Origin of the sequence: Acinetobacter sp. YH12135, assembly GCF_013418565.1 — a bacterium.
In the GTDB taxonomy this organism is placed as follows: Bacteria; Pseudomonadota; Gammaproteobacteria; order Pseudomonadales; family Moraxellaceae; genus Acinetobacter; species Acinetobacter towneri.
Map to the genome: position 1 here is coordinate 38186 of NZ_VPBU01000004.1, position 16869 is coordinate 55054.

The 16869-nt window shown below is 39.9% G+C and carries 21 protein-coding genes; 6 read left to right on the forward strand and 15 right to left on the reverse strand.

The window, feature by feature from the left end:
* Positions 1 to 63: 63 nt before the first annotated feature.
* The 4 genes from FTU70_RS03685 to FTU70_RS03700 all read right to left on the reverse strand — a co-directional run bounded on the left by FTU70_RS03685 (position 64) and on the right by FTU70_RS03700 (position 4006).
* A complete protein-coding gene (locus FTU70_RS03685; RefSeq protein WP_004973576.1) occupies positions 64 to 807 on the reverse strand; it encodes an SDR family oxidoreductase in 744 nt (247 codons plus the stop codon).
* 10 nt (positions 808 to 817) lie between these two features.
* Complete coding sequence (locus FTU70_RS03690; RefSeq protein ID WP_004973573.1) at positions 818 to 1516, reverse strand: histidine phosphatase family protein; 699 nt, start codon at positions 1514 to 1516, stop codon at positions 818 to 820.
* Positions 1513 to 2634 (reverse strand): phosphotransferase family protein, encoded by a 1122-nt coding sequence (locus FTU70_RS03695; protein WP_179994188.1) that lies wholly within the window; start codon positions 2632 to 2634, stop codon positions 1513 to 1515. The genes FTU70_RS03690 and FTU70_RS03695 overlap by 4 nt, the downstream gene beginning before the upstream one ends.
* 130 nt (positions 2635 to 2764) lie before the next feature.
* Positions 2765 to 4006, reverse strand: coding sequence for an acyl-CoA dehydrogenase family protein (locus tag FTU70_RS03700; RefSeq protein ID WP_180060049.1), 1242 nt, complete (start codon positions 4004 to 4006; stop codon positions 2765 to 2767).
* A 93-nt stretch (positions 4007 to 4099) separates the two neighbouring features.
* Between FTU70_RS03700 and FTU70_RS03705 the strand changes: the two genes are divergently transcribed.
* Complete coding sequence (locus tag FTU70_RS03705) at positions 4100 to 5017, forward strand: LysR family transcriptional regulator (RefSeq protein ID WP_104851971.1); 918 nt, start codon at positions 4100 to 4102, stop codon at positions 5015 to 5017.
* 104 nt (positions 5018 to 5121) lie between these two features.
* Here FTU70_RS03705 and FTU70_RS03710 read toward each other — a convergent pair whose 3' ends face one another.
* The 5 genes from FTU70_RS03710 to FTU70_RS03730 form a co-directional block, all read right to left on the reverse strand.
* Complete coding sequence (locus FTU70_RS03710) at positions 5122 to 5613, reverse strand: hypothetical protein (protein ID WP_004973565.1); 492 nt, start codon at positions 5611 to 5613, stop codon at positions 5122 to 5124.
* 375 nt (positions 5614 to 5988) lie between these two features.
* Complete coding sequence (locus FTU70_RS03715) at positions 5989 to 6372, reverse strand: type II toxin-antitoxin system HicB family antitoxin (protein ID WP_004973564.1); 384 nt, start codon at positions 6370 to 6372, stop codon at positions 5989 to 5991.
* 2 nt (positions 6373 to 6374) lie between these two features.
* A complete protein-coding gene (locus FTU70_RS03720) occupies positions 6375 to 6563 on the reverse strand; it encodes a type II toxin-antitoxin system HicA family toxin (protein ID WP_004973562.1) in 189 nt (62 codons plus the stop codon).
* A gap of 133 nt (positions 6564 to 6696) precedes the next feature.
* The gene (fumC, locus tag FTU70_RS03725) at positions 6697 to 8091 is read right to left on the reverse strand and encodes a class II fumarate hydratase (protein WP_096902814.1); all 1395 of its coding nucleotides are present in this window, start codon (positions 8089 to 8091) and stop codon (positions 6697 to 6699) included.
* Positions 8092 to 8264: 173 nt separating this feature from the next.
* Positions 8265 to 9269 carry an SDR family NAD(P)-dependent oxidoreductase gene (locus FTU70_RS03730; RefSeq protein ID WP_096902815.1) on the reverse strand — a complete coding sequence of 335 codons (1005 nt, stop codon included), beginning with the start codon at positions 9267 to 9269 and terminating at the stop codon, positions 8265 to 8267.
* Between the two features lie 61 nt (positions 9270 to 9330).
* Between FTU70_RS03730 and tusD the strand changes: the two genes are divergently transcribed.
* The 4 genes from tusD (at position 9331) to FTU70_RS03750 (ending at position 10813) form a co-directional block, all read left to right on the forward strand.
* On the forward strand, positions 9331 to 9699 hold the full coding sequence (gene tusD / locus FTU70_RS03735; RefSeq protein ID WP_104851975.1) for a sulfurtransferase complex subunit TusD: 369 nt from the start codon (positions 9331 to 9333) through the stop codon (positions 9697 to 9699).
* A 43-nt stretch (positions 9700 to 9742) separates the two neighbouring features.
* On the forward strand, positions 9743 to 10093 hold the full coding sequence (locus FTU70_RS03740) for a hypothetical protein (RefSeq protein ID WP_004973555.1): 351 nt from the start codon (positions 9743 to 9745) through the stop codon (positions 10091 to 10093).
* A 65-nt stretch (positions 10094 to 10158) separates the two neighbouring features.
* Positions 10159 to 10443, forward strand: coding sequence for a DsrH/TusB family sulfur metabolism protein (locus FTU70_RS03745; protein WP_004973553.1), 285 nt, complete (start codon positions 10159 to 10161; stop codon positions 10441 to 10443).
* A gap of 58 nt (positions 10444 to 10501) precedes the next feature.
* Positions 10502 to 10813: a TusE/DsrC/DsvC family sulfur relay protein gene (locus FTU70_RS03750; RefSeq protein WP_026438386.1), complete on the forward strand. Its 312-nt coding sequence runs from the start codon at positions 10502 to 10504 to the stop codon at positions 10811 to 10813.
* Between the two features lie 31 nt (positions 10814 to 10844).
* Here the strand turns inward: FTU70_RS03750 and FTU70_RS03755 are convergent, their stop codons facing one another.
* From FTU70_RS03755 to FTU70_RS03775, 5 genes are all read right to left on the reverse strand, one after another.
* Entirely contained in the window at positions 10845 to 11333 is a 489-nt protein-coding gene (locus FTU70_RS03755; protein WP_179990623.1) for a helix-turn-helix domain-containing protein, read from the reverse strand.
* 197 nt (positions 11334 to 11530) lie between these two features.
* Positions 11531 to 11989 carry a hypothetical protein gene (locus FTU70_RS03760; protein WP_225530225.1) on the reverse strand — a complete coding sequence of 153 codons (459 nt, stop codon included), beginning with the start codon at positions 11987 to 11989 and terminating at the stop codon, positions 11531 to 11533.
* Positions 11979 to 12356: a hypothetical protein gene (locus tag FTU70_RS03765; protein ID WP_180060051.1), complete on the reverse strand. Its 378-nt coding sequence runs from the start codon at positions 12354 to 12356 to the stop codon at positions 11979 to 11981. The genes FTU70_RS03760 and FTU70_RS03765 overlap by 11 nt, the downstream gene beginning before the upstream one ends.
* A gap of 140 nt (positions 12357 to 12496) precedes the next feature.
* Entirely contained in the window at positions 12497 to 13384 is an 888-nt protein-coding gene (locus tag FTU70_RS03770; RefSeq protein ID WP_167846019.1) for a DMT family transporter, read from the reverse strand.
* Between the two features lie 186 nt (positions 13385 to 13570).
* Complete coding sequence (locus FTU70_RS03775; protein WP_004973540.1) at positions 13571 to 13720, reverse strand: hypothetical protein; 150 nt, start codon at positions 13718 to 13720, stop codon at positions 13571 to 13573.
* 207 nt (positions 13721 to 13927) lie between these two features.
* On the opposite strand from FTU70_RS03775, the gene FTU70_RS03780 reads away from it, so the two are divergent.
* A complete protein-coding gene (locus tag FTU70_RS03780; protein ID WP_179988976.1) occupies positions 13928 to 15352 on the forward strand; it encodes a PLP-dependent aminotransferase family protein in 1425 nt (474 codons plus the stop codon).
* 76 nt (positions 15353 to 15428) lie between these two features.
* Here the strand turns inward: FTU70_RS03780 and FTU70_RS03785 are convergent, their stop codons facing one another.
* Positions 15429 to 16787, reverse strand: a complete 1359-nt coding sequence (locus tag FTU70_RS03785) for a DcaP family trimeric outer membrane transporter (protein WP_179988977.1) — start codon at positions 16785 to 16787, stop codon at positions 15429 to 15431.
* Between the last annotated feature and the right edge of the window lie 82 nt (positions 16788 to 16869).

Below are 16869 nucleotides of genomic sequence, written 5' to 3' on the forward strand. Positions count from 1 at the left end.
ATTGCATTCATCATCAGCTTTAAATTTCAGGATGCTATTCAAATACTATGATATCGCTGCTATTTAGCCGAGTTTATTGACCAATTTTAATGGTAAAACTTTCATAGCTAAGCCCAATGGCAACCATGGCCATTTAGGTACATAGGCTTTAATTGGCGCTTTTTCAATTTCTGCAGCAAGTAAGCGTGAACCTGTTTTTTCATCAACTTCAAAAGGCAGTTTTTTTGCACCTTCGTTGATTTCGGTACGAATATAACCAGGGAAAATAGTCGTAACTTGAATAGGTGTATCAATTAATTCTGCACGAATTCCTTCTGCTAAATGTGCTACTGCAGCTTTACTTGCACCGTAAGCAGTAAGATGTTTTGGCATACCACGAATGGCACTCATAGATGAAATCATCACCAAATGCCCTGAGTTTTGCTCACGGAAAATTTCAACCGCGGCTTCACACTGCGCCAAAGCTGAAATAAAGTTGGTTTCTACTGTGGCTTTGTTGATGGCAAAATTACCTTTACCAATGCGACGTCCTTCGCCCACGCCTGCATTGACAATAATGCGGTCAATTTGTCCAAAATCTTGTTTAAATTCACGAAACACCTGAAACACCTGATCATAATTGGTGACATCCAGCGTTTTTGCAATAACACGAATACCAAACTGGCTTTCCAGTTCTTGTTTCAGCGTTTCCAAACGCTCTAAACGTCGGGCGCAAATTGCAAGGTTATAACCCATTTGAGCAAATTCACGTGCCATACCCGCACCAATACCTGAACTTGCACCTGTAATTAGAATTGTTTTTGTCATGGTTTGATCCTTAAATCCAAGTCAATAAATTTGAGTTTTCAGCTTTAATAAAATGATGTTCATTCAAGCTTAACAGTTGTGGTTCACTGCCGACCAAACGTAAAGTGGTGATACTTGAGTTAGTAATTGCCCAGTTCAATGCAAAGGTTTTATTGGGCGTTAAGCCTAAAATTTTACCTGCAGCCACAGAAATCACACCACCAGAAGTAAATACCACAGCATATCGTGGTTGTTTTTGGGCTAAGTCATCACATAAATGCTGCAATGCATCTTCGACACGCTGTTTAAAATGCGGCCAAGATTCTTCATATTCATGGTGATATTCACCGCCCGTCCAGCGTTCTATCGCACCTTCAAAAATTTTTGCCAAATATGCACGAGGATTGACCTCTTTGGCGACATCTTCTTTCATCAATTCAGGTTGATTAAAACGCGGTTCATACTGCGCGAAAACCTGTTGATGATTAAACTCGTTCCATGCGCTGTCGGTATGAATTTCGACCTCAGGAAAACATTCTGCCAAAGCCAGTTGTGCAGTTTGCTGATGGCGCTGCATTGAACCAGCCACCACATAGGGTGCTTCTTTTAAAATGCGATCAAAATAACGTCCGAGCAATTTGGCTTGTAACTCACCATTAGGCGAAAGTTGATCATAACTTTCTGCCCCAAAAGATGCTTGCCCATGACGAATTAAATAAATGGTGGTCATTTCGGCATCAATTCCTTAAATTTGGCGATATATTTTTGTGCTAGTTCATTTGCTTCCAGTTTTTGTAAACCAATTAACTTTAAGGCACGAATATGCAAAGCATGAATGACAATCCAGAAATCCTTAAATGCAGGATTATTGGTTTGCTTGTGGAAATAACGATAATAAATTTGCTGGGCGATCACCGCTAAACGGAAAATTCCAAACACTTCATAGAATGTCCAGTTATCGGTGCTCAAGCCTGTTTTTTGCAAATAATAGTCCACCACTTGCTGACGTGTGAACATGCCTTTTAAGTGCGTTGGTTGACGACGGGTGGCTTTAAAAATTTGATTATCGGTATCTTCAACCCAATATGCCAAAGCCGAGCCTAAATCCATGAGTGGATCGCCCAGTGTTGCCATTTCCCAGTCCAAAACGCCAATCACTTGAGTCGGATGTTTCGGGTCTAAAATCACATTATCAAAACGCCAGTCGTTATGAATAATGCAGGTTTTTGAATCTACAGGAATATGGTCTAACAACCATTTACGCACATATTTAAAAGATGGCACGTTGATGGTATGTGCTTTGGCATAGCGTGCATCCCAACCTTCTACCTGACGTCGGCAATAACCATCACCTTTCCCTAATTTTTCTAGCTCAGTTCCTGCATAAGGTACTTGATGCAGCTCAATCAGTTTATCAATGACATTTACACAAAGTTCATGTACTTGAGTTTCGCTAAAATCAAGCTCTGGTGGCAATTTTGCACGTGGGATAATGCCTTCAATACGTTGCATCACGTAAAAATCGCAGCCAATTACAGCTTCATCCTGACACAACGCCACCATTTCAGGTAACACAGGATAAAACGGGGCTAAATTCTTTTGCACATGATATTCACGCGCCATGTCATGTGCAGATTTAGCTTTAGTACCTTTGGGCGGACGACGCAAAATTAAATCAGCATTGCTGTACTTAAGGCGATATGTCCAGTTCGATGCACCGCCTGAATATTGTGTGACTTCTACAGGTTCTACGACATCGACATTTTGTTGTTTTAACCATGCTGTCACTGCCTGAATATCGAGTTCTTCGCCTTCGCGTACTGTGCCGCCTACATCAATAACTGACATTATTTTTCCCTAATTTTCCAATTTTTTTAATCTAACATAGATTTTCCGTGTTCTCTTGAGATGTATCGGCAATATCAGAAATATTGCCGAATACACTACCAAGCGACACAATAAAAAATTCGCAACTGACTTATTTTTTGCGGCTGCTACGATAACCACGTTTAGCCAACTCAAGTTTGGCAATCATGCCTTTGTGTACTTCGTCTGGTCCATCGGCAAGACGTAAACTACGCGCTTGGGCAAAGAAACCTGTCAACGGTGTATCTCTAGATACGCCTGCACCACCATGAATCTGCATCGCCATATCAACTACTTTTTCCAAGACACTTGGTGCAACCACTTTAATGGCAGAAATTTCGGTAAGTGCTGCCATATTGCCTAAAGTATCCATTTTATAGGCTGCATAGAGAGTTAATAAACGTGCTTGATCAATCGCCACACGCGCTTCCGCTACGCGCTCCAAATTGCCACCGAGTTTCAGAATTTCCTTGCCAAATGCGGTACGGCTCATGCCACGGTCAATCATCAATTCCAAAGATTTTTCTGCTGCGCCAATACAACGCATACAATGGTGAATACGCCCCGGCCCTAAACGACCTTGTGCAATTTCAAAACCTTGTCCTGCACCGCCAATAAAGTTGGCAACAGGCACACGCACGTTATCAAAACTAACTTCGCCATGACCGTGTGGCGCATCGTAATCACCAAATACAGGTAACATACGTTCAATTTTAACGCCCGCAGTATCTACAGGGACTAAAACCATAGAGTGTTGATGATGACGGTCTTTAGTTTCATCGGGCGTATGCGCCATAAAAATAATAATTTTGGCATTTGGATCGCCCAAACCTGAAGACCACCATTTACGACCATTCAAGACAATTTCATCGCCGTCTACGACTGCTGTTGCCTGCATATTGGTCGCATCACTTGAAGCCACTGCAGGTTCAGTCATACAAAACACAGAACGAATTTTACCTTCAAGCAGCGGTGTCAGCCATTCTGCCTTTTGTGCTTCAGAACCATAGCGCCATAAAACTTCCATGTTGCCGCTGTCGGGTGCATTACAGTTAAATACGGTTGGCGCAATCAAACTGCGTCCACTCAACTCTGCAATGTGTGCATATTCTTGTACCGACAAACCTTGTCCTAATTCTGGACAAGGTAAAAACATATTCCATAAACCTGCAGCTTTGGCTTTGGCTTTTAATTGTTCTAATTGTGCTGGCCATTGCCATTTAGTCCAGTCACCACCCTGATTTAATTCGTGAACTTCTGCCCAGAATTCAGCTTCAATCGGCTCAATTTCTTTGGCAATAAAGGCTTTGGTACGTTCTATATAGTCTTTGGCGCGTGCAGATAGCTCAAACATGGTTCAAATCCCTTAAAATATTGTATTCATTGCTTTACAACACCTTAACTTGAAAAGTAATATGAACAAAATGATTTAATTCAATAAAACACTATGAATCATGTTCATAACAATGCAAAAGTTGATCTTACCGTTTTTCATCGTTTAGACATCAATTTATACCCGATGTTTGTTGCAATTTATGAGCAGCGCAGTATTTCCAAAGCTGCACAAATTTTGTGTATTAGCCAATCTGCCGCCAGTCATGCTTTGCAGCGTTTAAGACAACATTTACAAGATGATTTACTGGTGCGAAGTGGCAATAAAATGCTGCCTACGCCTTTTGCCGAGCAAATTTATCCGACTATTAAAAATGCCTTGTTGGCGATTCAAAGTATTGCAATACAGAAACAGCAATTTGAGCCGAATATGTTGCAATCGCTCAAAATTGCTATCCATGATGAAATTGAACCGATTATTTTTCCTAAATTGGTGGCGCATTTTCAAAAGTTGAACTTGGATATTCAATTTCTGAGCCACAAATTAGACCGCAAAACGGTTTTGGCAGATTTAGCAACACAACAAATTGATTTTGTAATTGATTTAGAACAAAACTTTGGCGATAAAATTCAGTTTCAATCCTTAGTTCAAGACCAATTTGTGGTCTGTAGTTCACAACAAGAAATGAATACTGCACTTTATTTATCTTCTGCACATATTGGGGTTTCATCACGGCGTACTGGTATGTTGCTAGAAGATATTTATTTGCATCAAAAGCAATTATCACGGCAGGTTTTTTTACGTTGTCAGCACTATTCTACGGCGTTACAGATTTTACAGCAGCATCCTCAAGCCATACTAACTATTCCTAAAATGATTTTAAAGCATTTGAATATGAGCCAAAAATTGAATATTTTTGATGTGCCTGTAGACTTGCCTGTAATTAATATGGGGATGTATTGGCATAAAGATTTACAGGAAAATTCAAGGCATTATTTCTTAAGAGAGGAAATTTCTAAAATCTTTGCTTAGGCTATTTTGAATTAATCTTGAATTTGCAAGTGGTTGCTAATCGTCTTGTATGATTCTATAAAAAATAAAAGCCGCCGAGACAGCTTTTTAATATGGGTTTGTTCTTAAAACTTCGCTTCCAATACTTTTGTAGATACTTTGCCTTTCCATAAATCACGCAAAATTGGCAAATAGAACTTTTCACCTACTTCTACCAATTCAGCATCAATTAAGGCATGTGTTTCATGCATAAATAAGTAATCTAGCTCCACAGTTTGTAATTGTTGTTGTGCTTTGGCGAAATCTTTACGTTTTTGTTGGGCTTGTTTCACTAACTGATCTGCAAATGTCTTGCCCTTGAACTGACTGAGCGCATTTAAACGTAATTCAATCACGCCCCACCCACTGAGCAGCAATTTAAATAACTCTAAATCTGCAGTGGTTGATTCCCACGTCATTTCTTCCAGATTTTCATTTTCAGGCAATACAGGTAGTAAAAGCTCCATTACACTTGGAAAAATCTTTTTAAAATTCAAGATAAATTTAACAGGCTGCTCACCCGGGTAATCTTTAAATTGCACGTGTTGCTGAACATCTGTTAAATAAATTGAGAGCATTGAAAATTTCCGTAGTTAAGATATTGAGTTGCTTATAAAAAAATTAAATTTTGCAAAATAAATGCAAAACTTTAGCAAAACAGTATTTTGAAGTATTGCGTATTCTAGCAATTATGGCAGCTTAATCAATGTAAGTTGAATAAGGAACGGACATAAAAGAAAGCATCTAAAAGTGGTTAATGCGACTAAATGACGGGTTTTTAACTATTACATTTAGATAGCACCTTGTAGCAGCCTATTCTGCCGTTATGCAAATTATGTCTTTAAACCAACACATAAATTTAAAATCGTATTAGGATGAATTACCCCTCTACATTCAAATTAGGTGCAATAGAAAACCCAGCATTTAGGCTGGGTTTAGTATATTTTACTTGATTAATGCAACGCCATTTCCGCGCTTTTAGCTAAGAATGCCGAACGGCTTAAATGTTGTTTTTTTGCAACAGCATCAATACGTTTCACTAAAGCTTCTGGCATGCTGATATTAATACGAATAGACTTTGTATTTACTTTTGTTGTATCAATATCAACTAACAACCAAAAACCCCCCTCAAATCGCTCATCACCTAACCATTGCTCTGGGCTTGATGGTTCTGGTAACGGAATATCTTCACCATCAAAGTGAACTTCAACCGCTTCCTGTGCCATGCGCTGAATATCTTGCATCTCATCTGCTGCGCTAAAGCATCCATCAAAGTCAGGAAAGGTTAAACCGTATGCGCTATCTTCATCTTTGTGAACATATACTGGATATAACATTTTTACCTCCACTCCCAACCAGCCTGTTTATATATATTGCGTAGAGTTCCTATTGGCATATCTTTACGTGGATGTGGTACCACAACATGTCCAGGCTTTTCAGGATGCTTATACTTTTCATGGTCGCCTTTACCACCCACTTTGTACCAGCCTTCCTGCTCAAGACGCTTAATAATGTCTTTGCTGTTCATTGTGTAATTATACACAACATAATTTTAATAAGAAAGAATACTTCAAAGTTTCACTGATTTTTATAAACAAAGTCTGTGTTTATCTGTCATCTTGAGCAGACAAACACAGACCTCTCAATTTACTTAAAACTGACTATTTGGTATTCGGAGCAATCATCTGTTCAGGACGTACCACTTCATCAAACTGCTCTGCTGTGACCAAATTCAGCTCTACTGCAACTTGCTTTAAGGTTTTATTTTCCTTATAAGCTGTTTTTGCCACCTCCGCTGCATTCTCATAACCAATTACAGGATTCAAAGCGGTCACTAACATGAGTGAATCATGCAAAAAGTGATCTATTTTTTCACGGTTTGCTTGAATGCCAACGGCGCAATGCTCATTAAAGCTATTACATGCATCGCCCAAGAGTTGAATAGATTGCAATAAGTTATATGCAATTACTGGCATAAATACATTCAGCTCAAAATTGCCCGATGCACCAGCCACGTTAATTGTGGTGTCATTGCCCAATACCTGTGCAACTACCATGGTCATTGCTTCGCTTTGTGTTGGATTAACCTTGCCCGGCATAATACTTGAACCAGGTTCATTTTCTGGAATACGCAGCTCACCAAAACCACAACGCGGGCCACTGGCTAACCAGCGAATATCATTCGCAATTTTATTTAAACTCACCGCCAAAGTTTTTAATGCACCTGAAGCAAATACCGCAGCATCACGCCCCGCCAAAGCCTCAAACTTATTTGGTGCAGTCACAAATGCTAAGCCTGTTAGCTGTGCCAATTGCTCCGCTGCCTGTACCGCATAATCAGGATGTGCATTTAAGCCTGTACCGACTGCTGTACCGCCCAATGGCAACTCATACAAGCCTGTTAAAGCCTGTTCTAGACGTTTTAAACCATGATCTAGCTGCGATACATAGCCACTAAATTCCTGCCCTAAAGTTAATGGTGTCGCATCTTGTAAATGTGTACGTCCAATTTTGACAATTTCAGAAAATTCTTCACTTTTCGCATGCAACGTATCGCGCAAACTCTTTACTGCAGGAATGAGCAGTTCATTAATTTGCAAACTCGCTGCCACATGAATTGCAGTTGGAAAAGAATCATTGGTCGATTGGGCGCGGTTGACATGATCATTCGGATGTACAGGCTTTTGTGCACCTAAAGGATTCCCCAGTTTTTGATTGGCGATATTGGCAATCACTTCATTACAGTTCATGTTACTTTGCGTACCCGAACCTGTTTGCCACACCACCAAAGGAAATTGACTGTCCCACTGCCCTGCAATGACTTCATCTGCTGCACCGACAATGTACTGCGCCAACTCTTGAGGGATTTGCCCTAAGTTTGCATTGGTTATTGCCGCAGCTTTTTTAACCAAACCCATAGCGCGAATCATGGCGCGTGGTAAACGCTCATTGCCGATTTTAAAATTTTGTAAGCTGCGCTGAGTTTGTGCGCCCCAAAGCGCGTCATTCGGAACTTCAACCTCACCCATGGTGTCATGTTCAATACGTGTTTGCATGTTCAGCCTCATTCCTTCGTGATTTCAATGATGTCATGTGCTCTTATCTCGATCTTATAAAAAACAGACAGCCTAGTAAATGATAATTATTATCAATAATTCCGTTGCATTGTATCTGTTTCAGCTATGAGGCTTCGTGAATCGCATCTCAACGAATTTTATAGCGCTTACTTTTAATGCTTAAGCGTATTTTGATAAAAACGCCATTCATCCTCTAGCATTTTTTCCAGACTACGTTTTGGCTGCCAGTGTAAATATTGTTGTGCCTTATCTACGACTGCACCTAACTGATCTAACTCAGGATATTCATAATGAATTGCAGGAACTGTAGCAATTTCAGTGTCAGTGACTTCACTAATACGTGCAAGTAATTGTTGAATTGAAACCACTTCTCCCGCAATATTAAAAGCTTCACAGCTATGCGTTTGCTCAAATAACCAATGCAGGCTTGCAATCACAGCATCACAGGCATCGAGTACGTGCACAAAGCTACGTTCTACAGTTTGATCTGCAGTATTAGCTTGCTGACGTAATTCAATCGCTTCACGCTGCTGTACTGCGACTTGCATCGCCAAAGGAATAATATTTTTAGGTAACGGAGCAACGACTTCACCTAAAATGCCGTGTTCAAATGCACCTGCTATATTACTCAAGCGCAAAATAGCAATATTCCATTCATTATCGGTTCTAAAAGTATCGCGGATGATTTCTTCAACCATCTGCTGAGATTTCACATACGGATTGGCATAGGTGTAATTAAAACTCTGGCTTTCTTCCAGATTCAATCCTGACTTGCCATAGACCGCTATACTTGAAAGATGCACTAAACGACGCACACCTGTACGTTGCATGGAACGCAATAAACTCATAATACAACTGACGTTATCGTTATAATATTCCAGTGGTTTAAGCACCGATTCTTCTAAAGATTTAAACCCTGCACAATGCACCACCGCAATAATCGAATATTGTTCAAAAACTTTGTTCAGCGCAGGCGTATTTCTTACATCCAGTTTGGCAAAAGGCACATAACGCCCTGCAATATATTCAAGTCGCTCTAAAGTCTGCATACTTGCATTGGATAAATTATCTACAATAATGACCTCTTGCCCTTGAGCCATTAGGCTTAATGCAATGTGTGAGCCTATAAAGCCTAAACCACCAGTCACTAAAATCATTTATACTACCTTTTTTTATAAAGTCTGAATGCGCCTTGGCACATTGCATTAGTGAATTTTGATGAGCACCTTATTACTAATAACCTCCGCACCAACCTCTATTCATGCATGGCATGCACTCGGTCTTGCTCAAGCCTTACAACAGAAAAATGAGGCTTTTCGTGTGTTTTTTTATCAAGATGGCGTTGCTGTAGCGAATGAGTTGCAATGGGTACCCGATGATCAACGCAACCTCAAAACAGAATGGCAAAAATTGTCTATTCGTTTACCCGTATGTGTAAGTGCCGCACTGGCACGTGGTATTAGCGATGCAGACAATGCCAAACGCCATCAACTGAGCCAACACAATTTAGCCGCAGGCTTTGAATTGGTTGGCTTGGGCGAACTGGCCGATGCAGTGCAAAGCACAAAACGCCTGATTCAATTTTAAGCGATTCATTTTGTAAATCTGTTGCATTTAAAAGGTAAATTGTGTGAAAACTGTACTCGTGGTTTTACGTCAGGCCAATTTAAACAGCTTACAAGTGCATGAAAGCTTGTCTGCAACAATGGTACTGGCAACTTTTGGTTGTGAAGTCAAAGTGTTATTACAAGATGCGGCATTAAGCCTATTACAGTCGGAACTGGCATTTGATTCACTAAAACATGCTTTTAAAGTGGCATCCAATTTGGTCGATAGCTTTGAGTTTTATGACCTCAGCCCAATTTTGATTGAAAATAAACATGCTAACTCGCCGTTTATCAAAAATACGGTACATGAAATTGAATGGGTGGAACTGAATCGGGAGCTGATTCAAACCTTTGATCGAGTTTTATATTGGTAGGTTGATCGGTGGTTTAACAATCTGATTGATCATTTGACCATATCTAAACATCTAAAGAGAAAAGCATGTCTGACGCAAATTTATATTTAATCCAAGCGAGCTTTGATAGCACCGCAACAATTTTAGCAGAGCTAAATGCCTTGTATGCTCCGCAAGACAGCGTTGTACTTATGGGTGATGCGGTATTGCATCAGCAACATCCACTCTGTGCCCAGCTAGACAAAATATATGTACTGGAAAATGATGCAGAAATATTGAATGGTCATTTGGCGGAAAATGTACAGCCGATTAATTATGCAGCTTTTGCAACGCTGTGTTTAGCACATCAGCGCTGTATCAGCTTAAAATAGCAAGCCGTAATGATATGAAACCAATGCAAAGCATTTTTAAGGGTGAATGAAACAAGAGATGACACTAGAATTAGATCAAGATGGACATTTGCTGGATTACACTGTCTGGAATGAACAAGTGGCGCAAGAATTGGCGCAAAGTTTAGAGCTTGAACTCACAGCTTGGCATTTTGAAGTTTTGCACGCTGTACGCCAATTTTATCAGCAATTTGGACACTCACCTGCAACCCGTCCTTTAATCAAATTTTTAATGAAAACTGTAAGCCCAGAGATTAACAACGCTGTTTTGCAGGAAAAATTTAATACAGGTTTGGTGGCACGGCATTTAAGTCGTTTAGCGGGTATTCCTAAACCAGCCAACTGCTTATAGACAAACTGTTGCTGATTAATACGGCACTGATTTAGGTTTGTTTTAAATTTTGCTGTGCTTGGATGTACTGATAATACACTGGGGTAAAATGTGGTTTTACTTGCTTGGCATGCAGTTCTTCACCACATTCCGAACATACCACCACAGGCTGAAACGTCTTAGCACAATTTTTATGGATGTATTCCACAGGCTTACCTAAACCTTGATCCATCCATTTATCTGCCCAATTTGCCATAGACAGCATTAAGGGATAAAGCTCCAAGCCTTTCTCAGTCAATTTATATTCAAAACGTTCTTGGCGCTCTACATAAGGCACTTTGACTAAAATTTCATGTTCCACCAAACGCTTTAAACGATCTGACAATACATGCCGCGTTACGCCTAAATGTTGTTGAAAATCATCAAAGCGACGCATACCCATAAAGGCATTACGAATAATCAGCATCGTCCAACGGTCACCAATCACCGACAAGGTTCGTGCAATCGAACAAGGCTGCTCGCCAATTTCATCCCATTTCATCTATGTCGCCTATCCCTCAGTTCACTACCTGCAAGTTAAAAGATTCTACAGTCTTTGCAAAGTCAGTTTTGCATGAAAATTGATAAAAAATGAAGTATGACTTCACAATCTGCTTAAAAGGGATCCCCAGTTTTGGGGTTTTATATGTCTGCATCTTCAATCTTCAGATTTGCTATTCACTTATAAGGCAGATCACACTATTTAGATGTAGCTCCTGCACAAAAAACTTGTTCAGTCATACCTGAAGCCGTGAAACTGTTGTGCTGCTGCTCTAAATAACGCCTTGCCACCATTAACATCACAGGTGCAGGATACAAGTTTGGATTGTGCTCGGAAATTTCAGCAATATTTTTATAGGCGTGATAGCGTGCACAAAATGCCTGTTTTTGTTGTTCTGCCGTTGCTTGGCTAGCTGGGTCATCCAGTATTTTTTTGCTGTCATTCACAATTTGCGTGTATTGATTTAACAAATATTGATATTGCGTTTGGGTCAATCCATCGACTGCGTGTTGGATTGTAATAGGCATCGATGATGCTTCAAGTGCCAACTGCTGCGCTTGAATACCTTGTGCCATTACGCTCAGACTTTGCAGTCCAAGCATAATGCTCACCGATATTTTTGCCATGTTCGACATGCGCATAGGCTTAAGACTCATCGCCTTCTTTCCAGACATCTTCATAGTCATCAGCATCAATCATAAAGCGGTAGCCTTGTTCTAAAGCCAAGTATGGAAGCACATCGGGCAAAATATCTTGTAGCTCGCGTACAGGCATGGTTTCAAAGTTCACGTCATCTTCACCCAATTCACCGCCATAAATGTACCACGCGACTTTTTCTTCACCTTCTGGCGCTTTACGCAAGCCCACAAGTGGATCTTTATTTAAGGTCTGGACTACAACTGCGACAACATCATCGCCACTCACAGCAATATAGGCTGAACCAAATTCTTCACAGAGCAGTTTTTGTTCTTCTATCAATTCTGCCAAGGCTGAGTTTTTTTGCTTTTGCTGTGGTTTAGACATGACAATTCTCTAAGATAAGCTGTGAGTATTCTAACGAGATTGTACGGATAGAGAATCTTTATTTTTATATTTCTGAGATGCTCAAATGAAGTCAACGGATTTGACATAAGTTTGAAACTACATAGCTGTGAAATATAACACTATGCCCAAATGACCAACATTGCTGCAAGCACGACCAATCCCAATCCCCAATGATCGGTACGGGCAAGTTTTTCTTTAAAGAAATACGCTGAAATAAGTAAGCTGAATAATATTTCAATTTGTCCGAGTGTTTTCACAATCGCCACAGTTTGCATACTCATGGCACTAAACCAGCCCAGTGATGCTAAAAAACTGCAGACGCTCACTTTAAAAGTTAATCCAACCCGCTGCCACATGGCATATAAGGTATGTCGTTTAAATATACCTAAAAAAGCCAATAAGATAAAACATTGTAAGCCAATGACCCACACCAAAACCCATGCAGCACGGTGAATAAACGGTAAGAAATCCAGCTCTAGACTGGCTTCACGCACCAATAAAGAAGTCACCGCAAAGCTGAGTCCACTACCGATTCCAATGGCTAAAGTTGTGAATGAAAAATCACTACGTTGATTGCCTTTACTCAGTAGAAATACCGCAATACCGCCTATCGCAACACCTAACCAAGCCAATGCGCTTAAATGTTCTTGTAGGAAAATCACGCCTACAATTGCGGCTAAAACTGCTTCACTTTTGGCAAGTCCGACACCCACCGCATAATTTTTCTGTTGAAACAGTTTTACCATTAAAGCTGTGGCTAAAATCTGACACACTGCTGCAATAATGATATACAGCCAAAACATCGAACTAAAATGCAGTTTTGCTTGTACAGGCTGCTGCCATTGTAAAATGCTTAAATACGCCAGTGCAAAAGGCAAGGCAAAAATAAAACGTGCCAAAGTCACGCCATAAACATCTACACTTGTGCTGAGTTGTTTTTGAAAGGCATTGCGCCATGCCTGCATAAATGCAGCCATTAAGGTAAAGAGCACCCAACTCGAAATCATTGCAACCACAAATGCTTTACTGATAAAGTTATAATTTACGCCTATTCCGTTATTTTTGCGATCTTTATTGCTTTTGAGTTATGCGCTTACGATCTCTTTTATAAACAAAAAAACATTCATTAAAATTCAAATGAATGTTTTTCATATCTTGAAGCGATTATAGGTGTGCTGTTATTCAAAAACTGTTTAGAACTTATCTAAATTCACCACAACAGCCACTCCGATACAAAATAAAGCTACATACACGGTAAACCAAATAATCATGTGCTTAAATGCTTTGTCTGAAATACTGCTATCGGCATATTTCTGTGGTTTGCGTGAGTTATCTTCTTGCATATCGACTCCAATCTAGCCAGATTATGGGGATATACAGATTATGTAAAATTCTAAAGCATTGCTGTAGATACAAAATATTCATTAAAAACTATAACAGTTGATTTTAGATACATGCCAATCTGTTATAAAAACAGAAATTATTTAATGTTTTAAACCTAAAAATAGATCAAAATAAGTAACAGCTGCAAAAAATGCTTGAGTCATACCATGTATAAATCTGAACAATTGGCGTTGAACATTCGGCAACTCATTGAAAATGGTGCATGGAAAGCACATAGCAAGTTACCTTCGTTAAGAGAACAATCACAAATCAGTGGTTATAGCTTAATGACCGTGCTAAACGCTTATCAAGAACTTGAAGCTCAGGGATTGGTTTACGCTAAACAAAAGTCGGGGTTTTATGTCGCAGAACGTCTCAATCAAACTGAACGACCTGTACCAAGCAGTTTGAGTTTAAATGCACATATTCAAATGAACTCTTTGGTCTTTGGCTATTTAAAATCAATTCAGTCTGCAGATGTCAGTCCTTTAGGCTCTGCCTTTCCCAATGCAGAATTACTGTTTAACCCAAAGTTAATGCAAATTTTAGCGCAGCACGCCAAGCGAAAAAGCAGTTATTTTAGCCACGACCACATGCCACCGGGCAATTATGAATTAAGAACCATAATTGCAAATCGCTACTGTTTACAAGGCATACCCACCCATGCAAATGACATTGTCATTACATCTGGCGCATTAGATGCGCTCAATTTGTCATTACAAGCTTTGACCAAACCTGGAGATTTTATTCTATTACAAGAAACTATTTTTTATGGTGCATGGCAAGCGGCTGAACGTCTTGGTTTACAGGTGATTACCATTCCAGAACACCCTGTTTCAGGTTTCGATTTAGACTCATTTGAACAAGCCTTAAAACAATACCCAATTAAAGTCTGCTGGTTGATGTTGAATATTCATAACCCTATTGGCTTTAGTGTCAGAGATGAAATTAAGCAACGTATTGCGAGTTTGCTTGAAGAATATCAAGTGTATTTAATTGAAGATGATGTCTATCAAGAATTGTATTACGGAACGCAAAAACCGCTACCCATGAAGTATTTTGACCGACAACAACGGGTACTGCACTGCGCTTCTTTTTCTAAAACTTTGGGTTCTGCTGTGCGGGTTGGTTGGGTTTATGCAGGACAATTTTCCAATGCTATTCAGCATTTGCAACTCATGAGCACGGTTTCTGCAAGTCCCTTACTGCAAAACACTTTGGTCGATTTTCTGTCACATCATCATTATGAAAAACATTTGCGTCAATTACGCAAGCAATTAGAAAAACACAAAAAAGTGTTTTATCAGCAGTTGAAACAACGCTTAAACCCAACCTGCAAAATTCACTACTATTCTAGTGGATACTTTTTATGGATTGAACTGCCTGCATATATAGATGGCTATACGATTTATCAGCTATTGATTCAAAACAAGATTGGCATTGCGCCAAGTCAGTTATTCCGTTCTGAACAGGTCAGCCAGAACTTTATCCGTTTAAACTGCTCTTTTGCTTGGAACAGTGATATTGCTGCTGCATTGGATGTTTTGTCTGAGGTGATACAACAGCACATCACGCAATATACTCATGCCTAATTGCCAAGCCGATCACCCGACAATAAAAAAAGAGCTGAGTTTTTGGCTCAGCTCTTTTGTGGTTTACAGTACAATTTTAGAAGTTATAAATTGCGACTGCATTGATTCGGTTATCTTCACCTGTTTTGCTGCCATTTGCTGCTTCACCAAATGCTTCACGCTCACCATAAACATATTCTAAACCAAAGCTTAACGGTTTACGTGGGCTATAGAATACGTTTGCCCAAGCTTGCCATAAGTCTTTGTTAATCGTGGTTGTGTCTTTCGTTGCTGCAATGTAGTTAGGGTCTTTGTCAAAACTCATATAACCATAACCCAAAGTGCCATGCACTTTGTCACCAAACTTTTGTGTAATACCGACCATAATTGAATCGAATTCACTTTGCGCTGCGATAGCACTCGTTGCAGTAATCGCACCTTTGTCATCAAGGTTAGTAACAGCAACACCTTTGTTGGTAAATGATACAAAGCTGCTATCACCTTTTACATGGTAATAATCGGCTTTTAAAGTCGTGCCCGGTACAACATCGTATTTAGCACCTACACCGACACCCCATGCCATTTCTTCATCAGAATTGACACGTTTTTCATGTCCCATCGCACGTACGCTGACATTTAAATTATCTGCAAATTGATGATTTAAACGCGCAGTTAATGCAGGTAAACGCTGGTTGATTGAACTGTCTTTAGGGTCTTCAGCTGCAACCACCAAATTGGTTTGTGGGCTAAACTTTGTTGTATAGCGTACTTGTGGTGTACGTTTCACCGCACCACCAACATACGCCAAAGCATCAATGGTTTCTGGCATATAGTCTGGAATCGCAAAGTTTGACCAAGTTTGACCAATTAACCAGTTGCCGTAGTTCAAGTAAGCATGACGAATACGTAAGTTATCAAGATTTGCTCCACCCAAGAAGTCAACTTCAAGTTTACCTTTTACGTCTTGTTCACCCACAGGGCTTTTAAAATCTAAACCTAAACGGGTTGCAGAAAGTGTTGATCTTAAACGATCACTTTGTTCTTTATTGCCTTCAAGTGGTACACCGTTAATTTGGTTATACGGCATATCTTTAGCGCCACCTTCTACCTGATAAGAAGCATCTAAACGCACATTACCATATAGATTAAATTCGGCACCTTTGGCAGTTTTTAACACAGGATTAGCAACTGGCGCTGCTGCAGTACGTTGCACATTGGCAATTGCTGTTGCAGTTTGTGCATTTTGTACTTTTTGCTGCTCAATCAAACCACGTAAAGCCTGAACTTCTTGTCTAAGTTGTTCAATTTCTTTTTGCTGTTGAGTTTGCGCTTGTGCTGCAACACTCATACCGCCCATGCTCAATGCAATCATGCTCATCATGAGCGTACGCTGCATTGTTGGTCGAACCGTTGTAGATTGAAAATGTGTAGATTGGGTTAATATTTTCGCGTTCATCCTAAACTCGCTTGTTATTGTGCCATCAAATTCTAGCAACAGATCACCATCTCTTACGATGGCGATCTATATCATTGATGAC

What these genes read in the sequence shown, in the direction of transcription:
- FTU70_RS03730 (WP_096902815.1), bottom strand. Translation starts at nt 9,269, where the DNA reads ATGATTTTAGTGACTGGTGGTTTAGGCTTTATAGGCTCACACATTGCA.
- FTU70_RS03765 (WP_180060051.1), bottom strand. Translation starts at nt 12,356, where the DNA reads ATGTCTAAACCACAGCAAAAGCAAAAAAACTCAGCCTTGGCAGAATTG.
- FTU70_RS03775 (WP_004973540.1), bottom strand. Translation starts at nt 13,720, where the DNA reads ATGCAAGAAGATAACTCACGCAAACCACAGAAATATGCCGATAGCAGT.
- FTU70_RS03770 (WP_167846019.1), bottom strand. Translation starts at nt 13,384, where the DNA reads ATGATTTCGAGTTGGGTGCTCTTTACCTTAATGGCTGCATTTATGCAG.
- FTU70_RS03695 (WP_179994188.1), bottom strand. Translation starts at nt 2,634, where the DNA reads ATGTCAGTTATTGATGTAGGCGGCACAGTACGCGAAGGCGAAGAACTC.
- FTU70_RS03750 (WP_026438386.1), top strand. Translation starts at nt 10,502, where the DNA reads ATGACACTAGAATTAGATCAAGATGGACATTTGCTGGATTACACTGTC.
- FTU70_RS03710 (WP_004973565.1), bottom strand. Translation starts at nt 5,613, where the DNA reads ATGCTCTCAATTTATTTAACAGATGTTCAGCAACACGTGCAATTTAAA.
- FTU70_RS03760 (WP_225530225.1), bottom strand. Translation starts at nt 11,989, where the DNA reads ATGAGTCTTAAGCCTATGCGCATGTCGAACATGGCAAAAATATCGGTG.
- FTU70_RS03785 (WP_179988977.1), bottom strand. Translation starts at nt 16,787, where the DNA reads ATGAACGCGAAAATATTAACCCAATCTACACATTTTCAATCTACAACG.
- FTU70_RS03685 (WP_004973576.1), bottom strand. Translation starts at nt 807, where the DNA reads ATGACAAAAACAATTCTAATTACAGGTGCAAGTTCAGGTATTGGTGCG.
- FTU70_RS03705 (WP_104851971.1), top strand. Translation starts at nt 4,100, where the DNA reads ATGAATCATGTTCATAACAATGCAAAAGTTGATCTTACCGTTTTTCAT.
- FTU70_RS03700 (WP_180060049.1), bottom strand. Translation starts at nt 4,006, where the DNA reads ATGTTTGAGCTATCTGCACGCGCCAAAGACTATATAGAACGTACCAAA.
- FTU70_RS03755 (WP_179990623.1), bottom strand. Translation starts at nt 11,333, where the DNA reads ATGAAATGGGATGAAATTGGCGAGCAGCCTTGTTCGATTGCACGAACC.
- fumC (WP_096902814.1), bottom strand. Translation starts at nt 8,091, where the DNA reads ATGCAAACACGTATTGAACATGACACCATGGGTGAGGTTGAAGTTCCG.
- FTU70_RS03745 (WP_004973553.1), top strand. Translation starts at nt 10,159, where the DNA reads ATGTCTGACGCAAATTTATATTTAATCCAAGCGAGCTTTGATAGCACC.
- tusD (WP_104851975.1), top strand. Translation starts at nt 9,331, where the DNA reads ATGAGCACCTTATTACTAATAACCTCCGCACCAACCTCTATTCATGCA.
- FTU70_RS03780 (WP_179988976.1), top strand. Translation starts at nt 13,928, where the DNA reads ATGTATAAATCTGAACAATTGGCGTTGAACATTCGGCAACTCATTGAA.
- FTU70_RS03720 (WP_004973562.1), bottom strand. Translation starts at nt 6,563, where the DNA reads ATGAACAGCAAAGACATTATTAAGCGTCTTGAGCAGGAAGGCTGGTAC.
- FTU70_RS03715 (WP_004973564.1), bottom strand. Translation starts at nt 6,372, where the DNA reads ATGTTATATCCAGTATATGTTCACAAAGATGAAGATAGCGCATACGGT.
- FTU70_RS03690 (WP_004973573.1), bottom strand. Translation starts at nt 1,516, where the DNA reads ATGACCACCATTTATTTAATTCGTCATGGGCAAGCATCTTTTGGGGCA.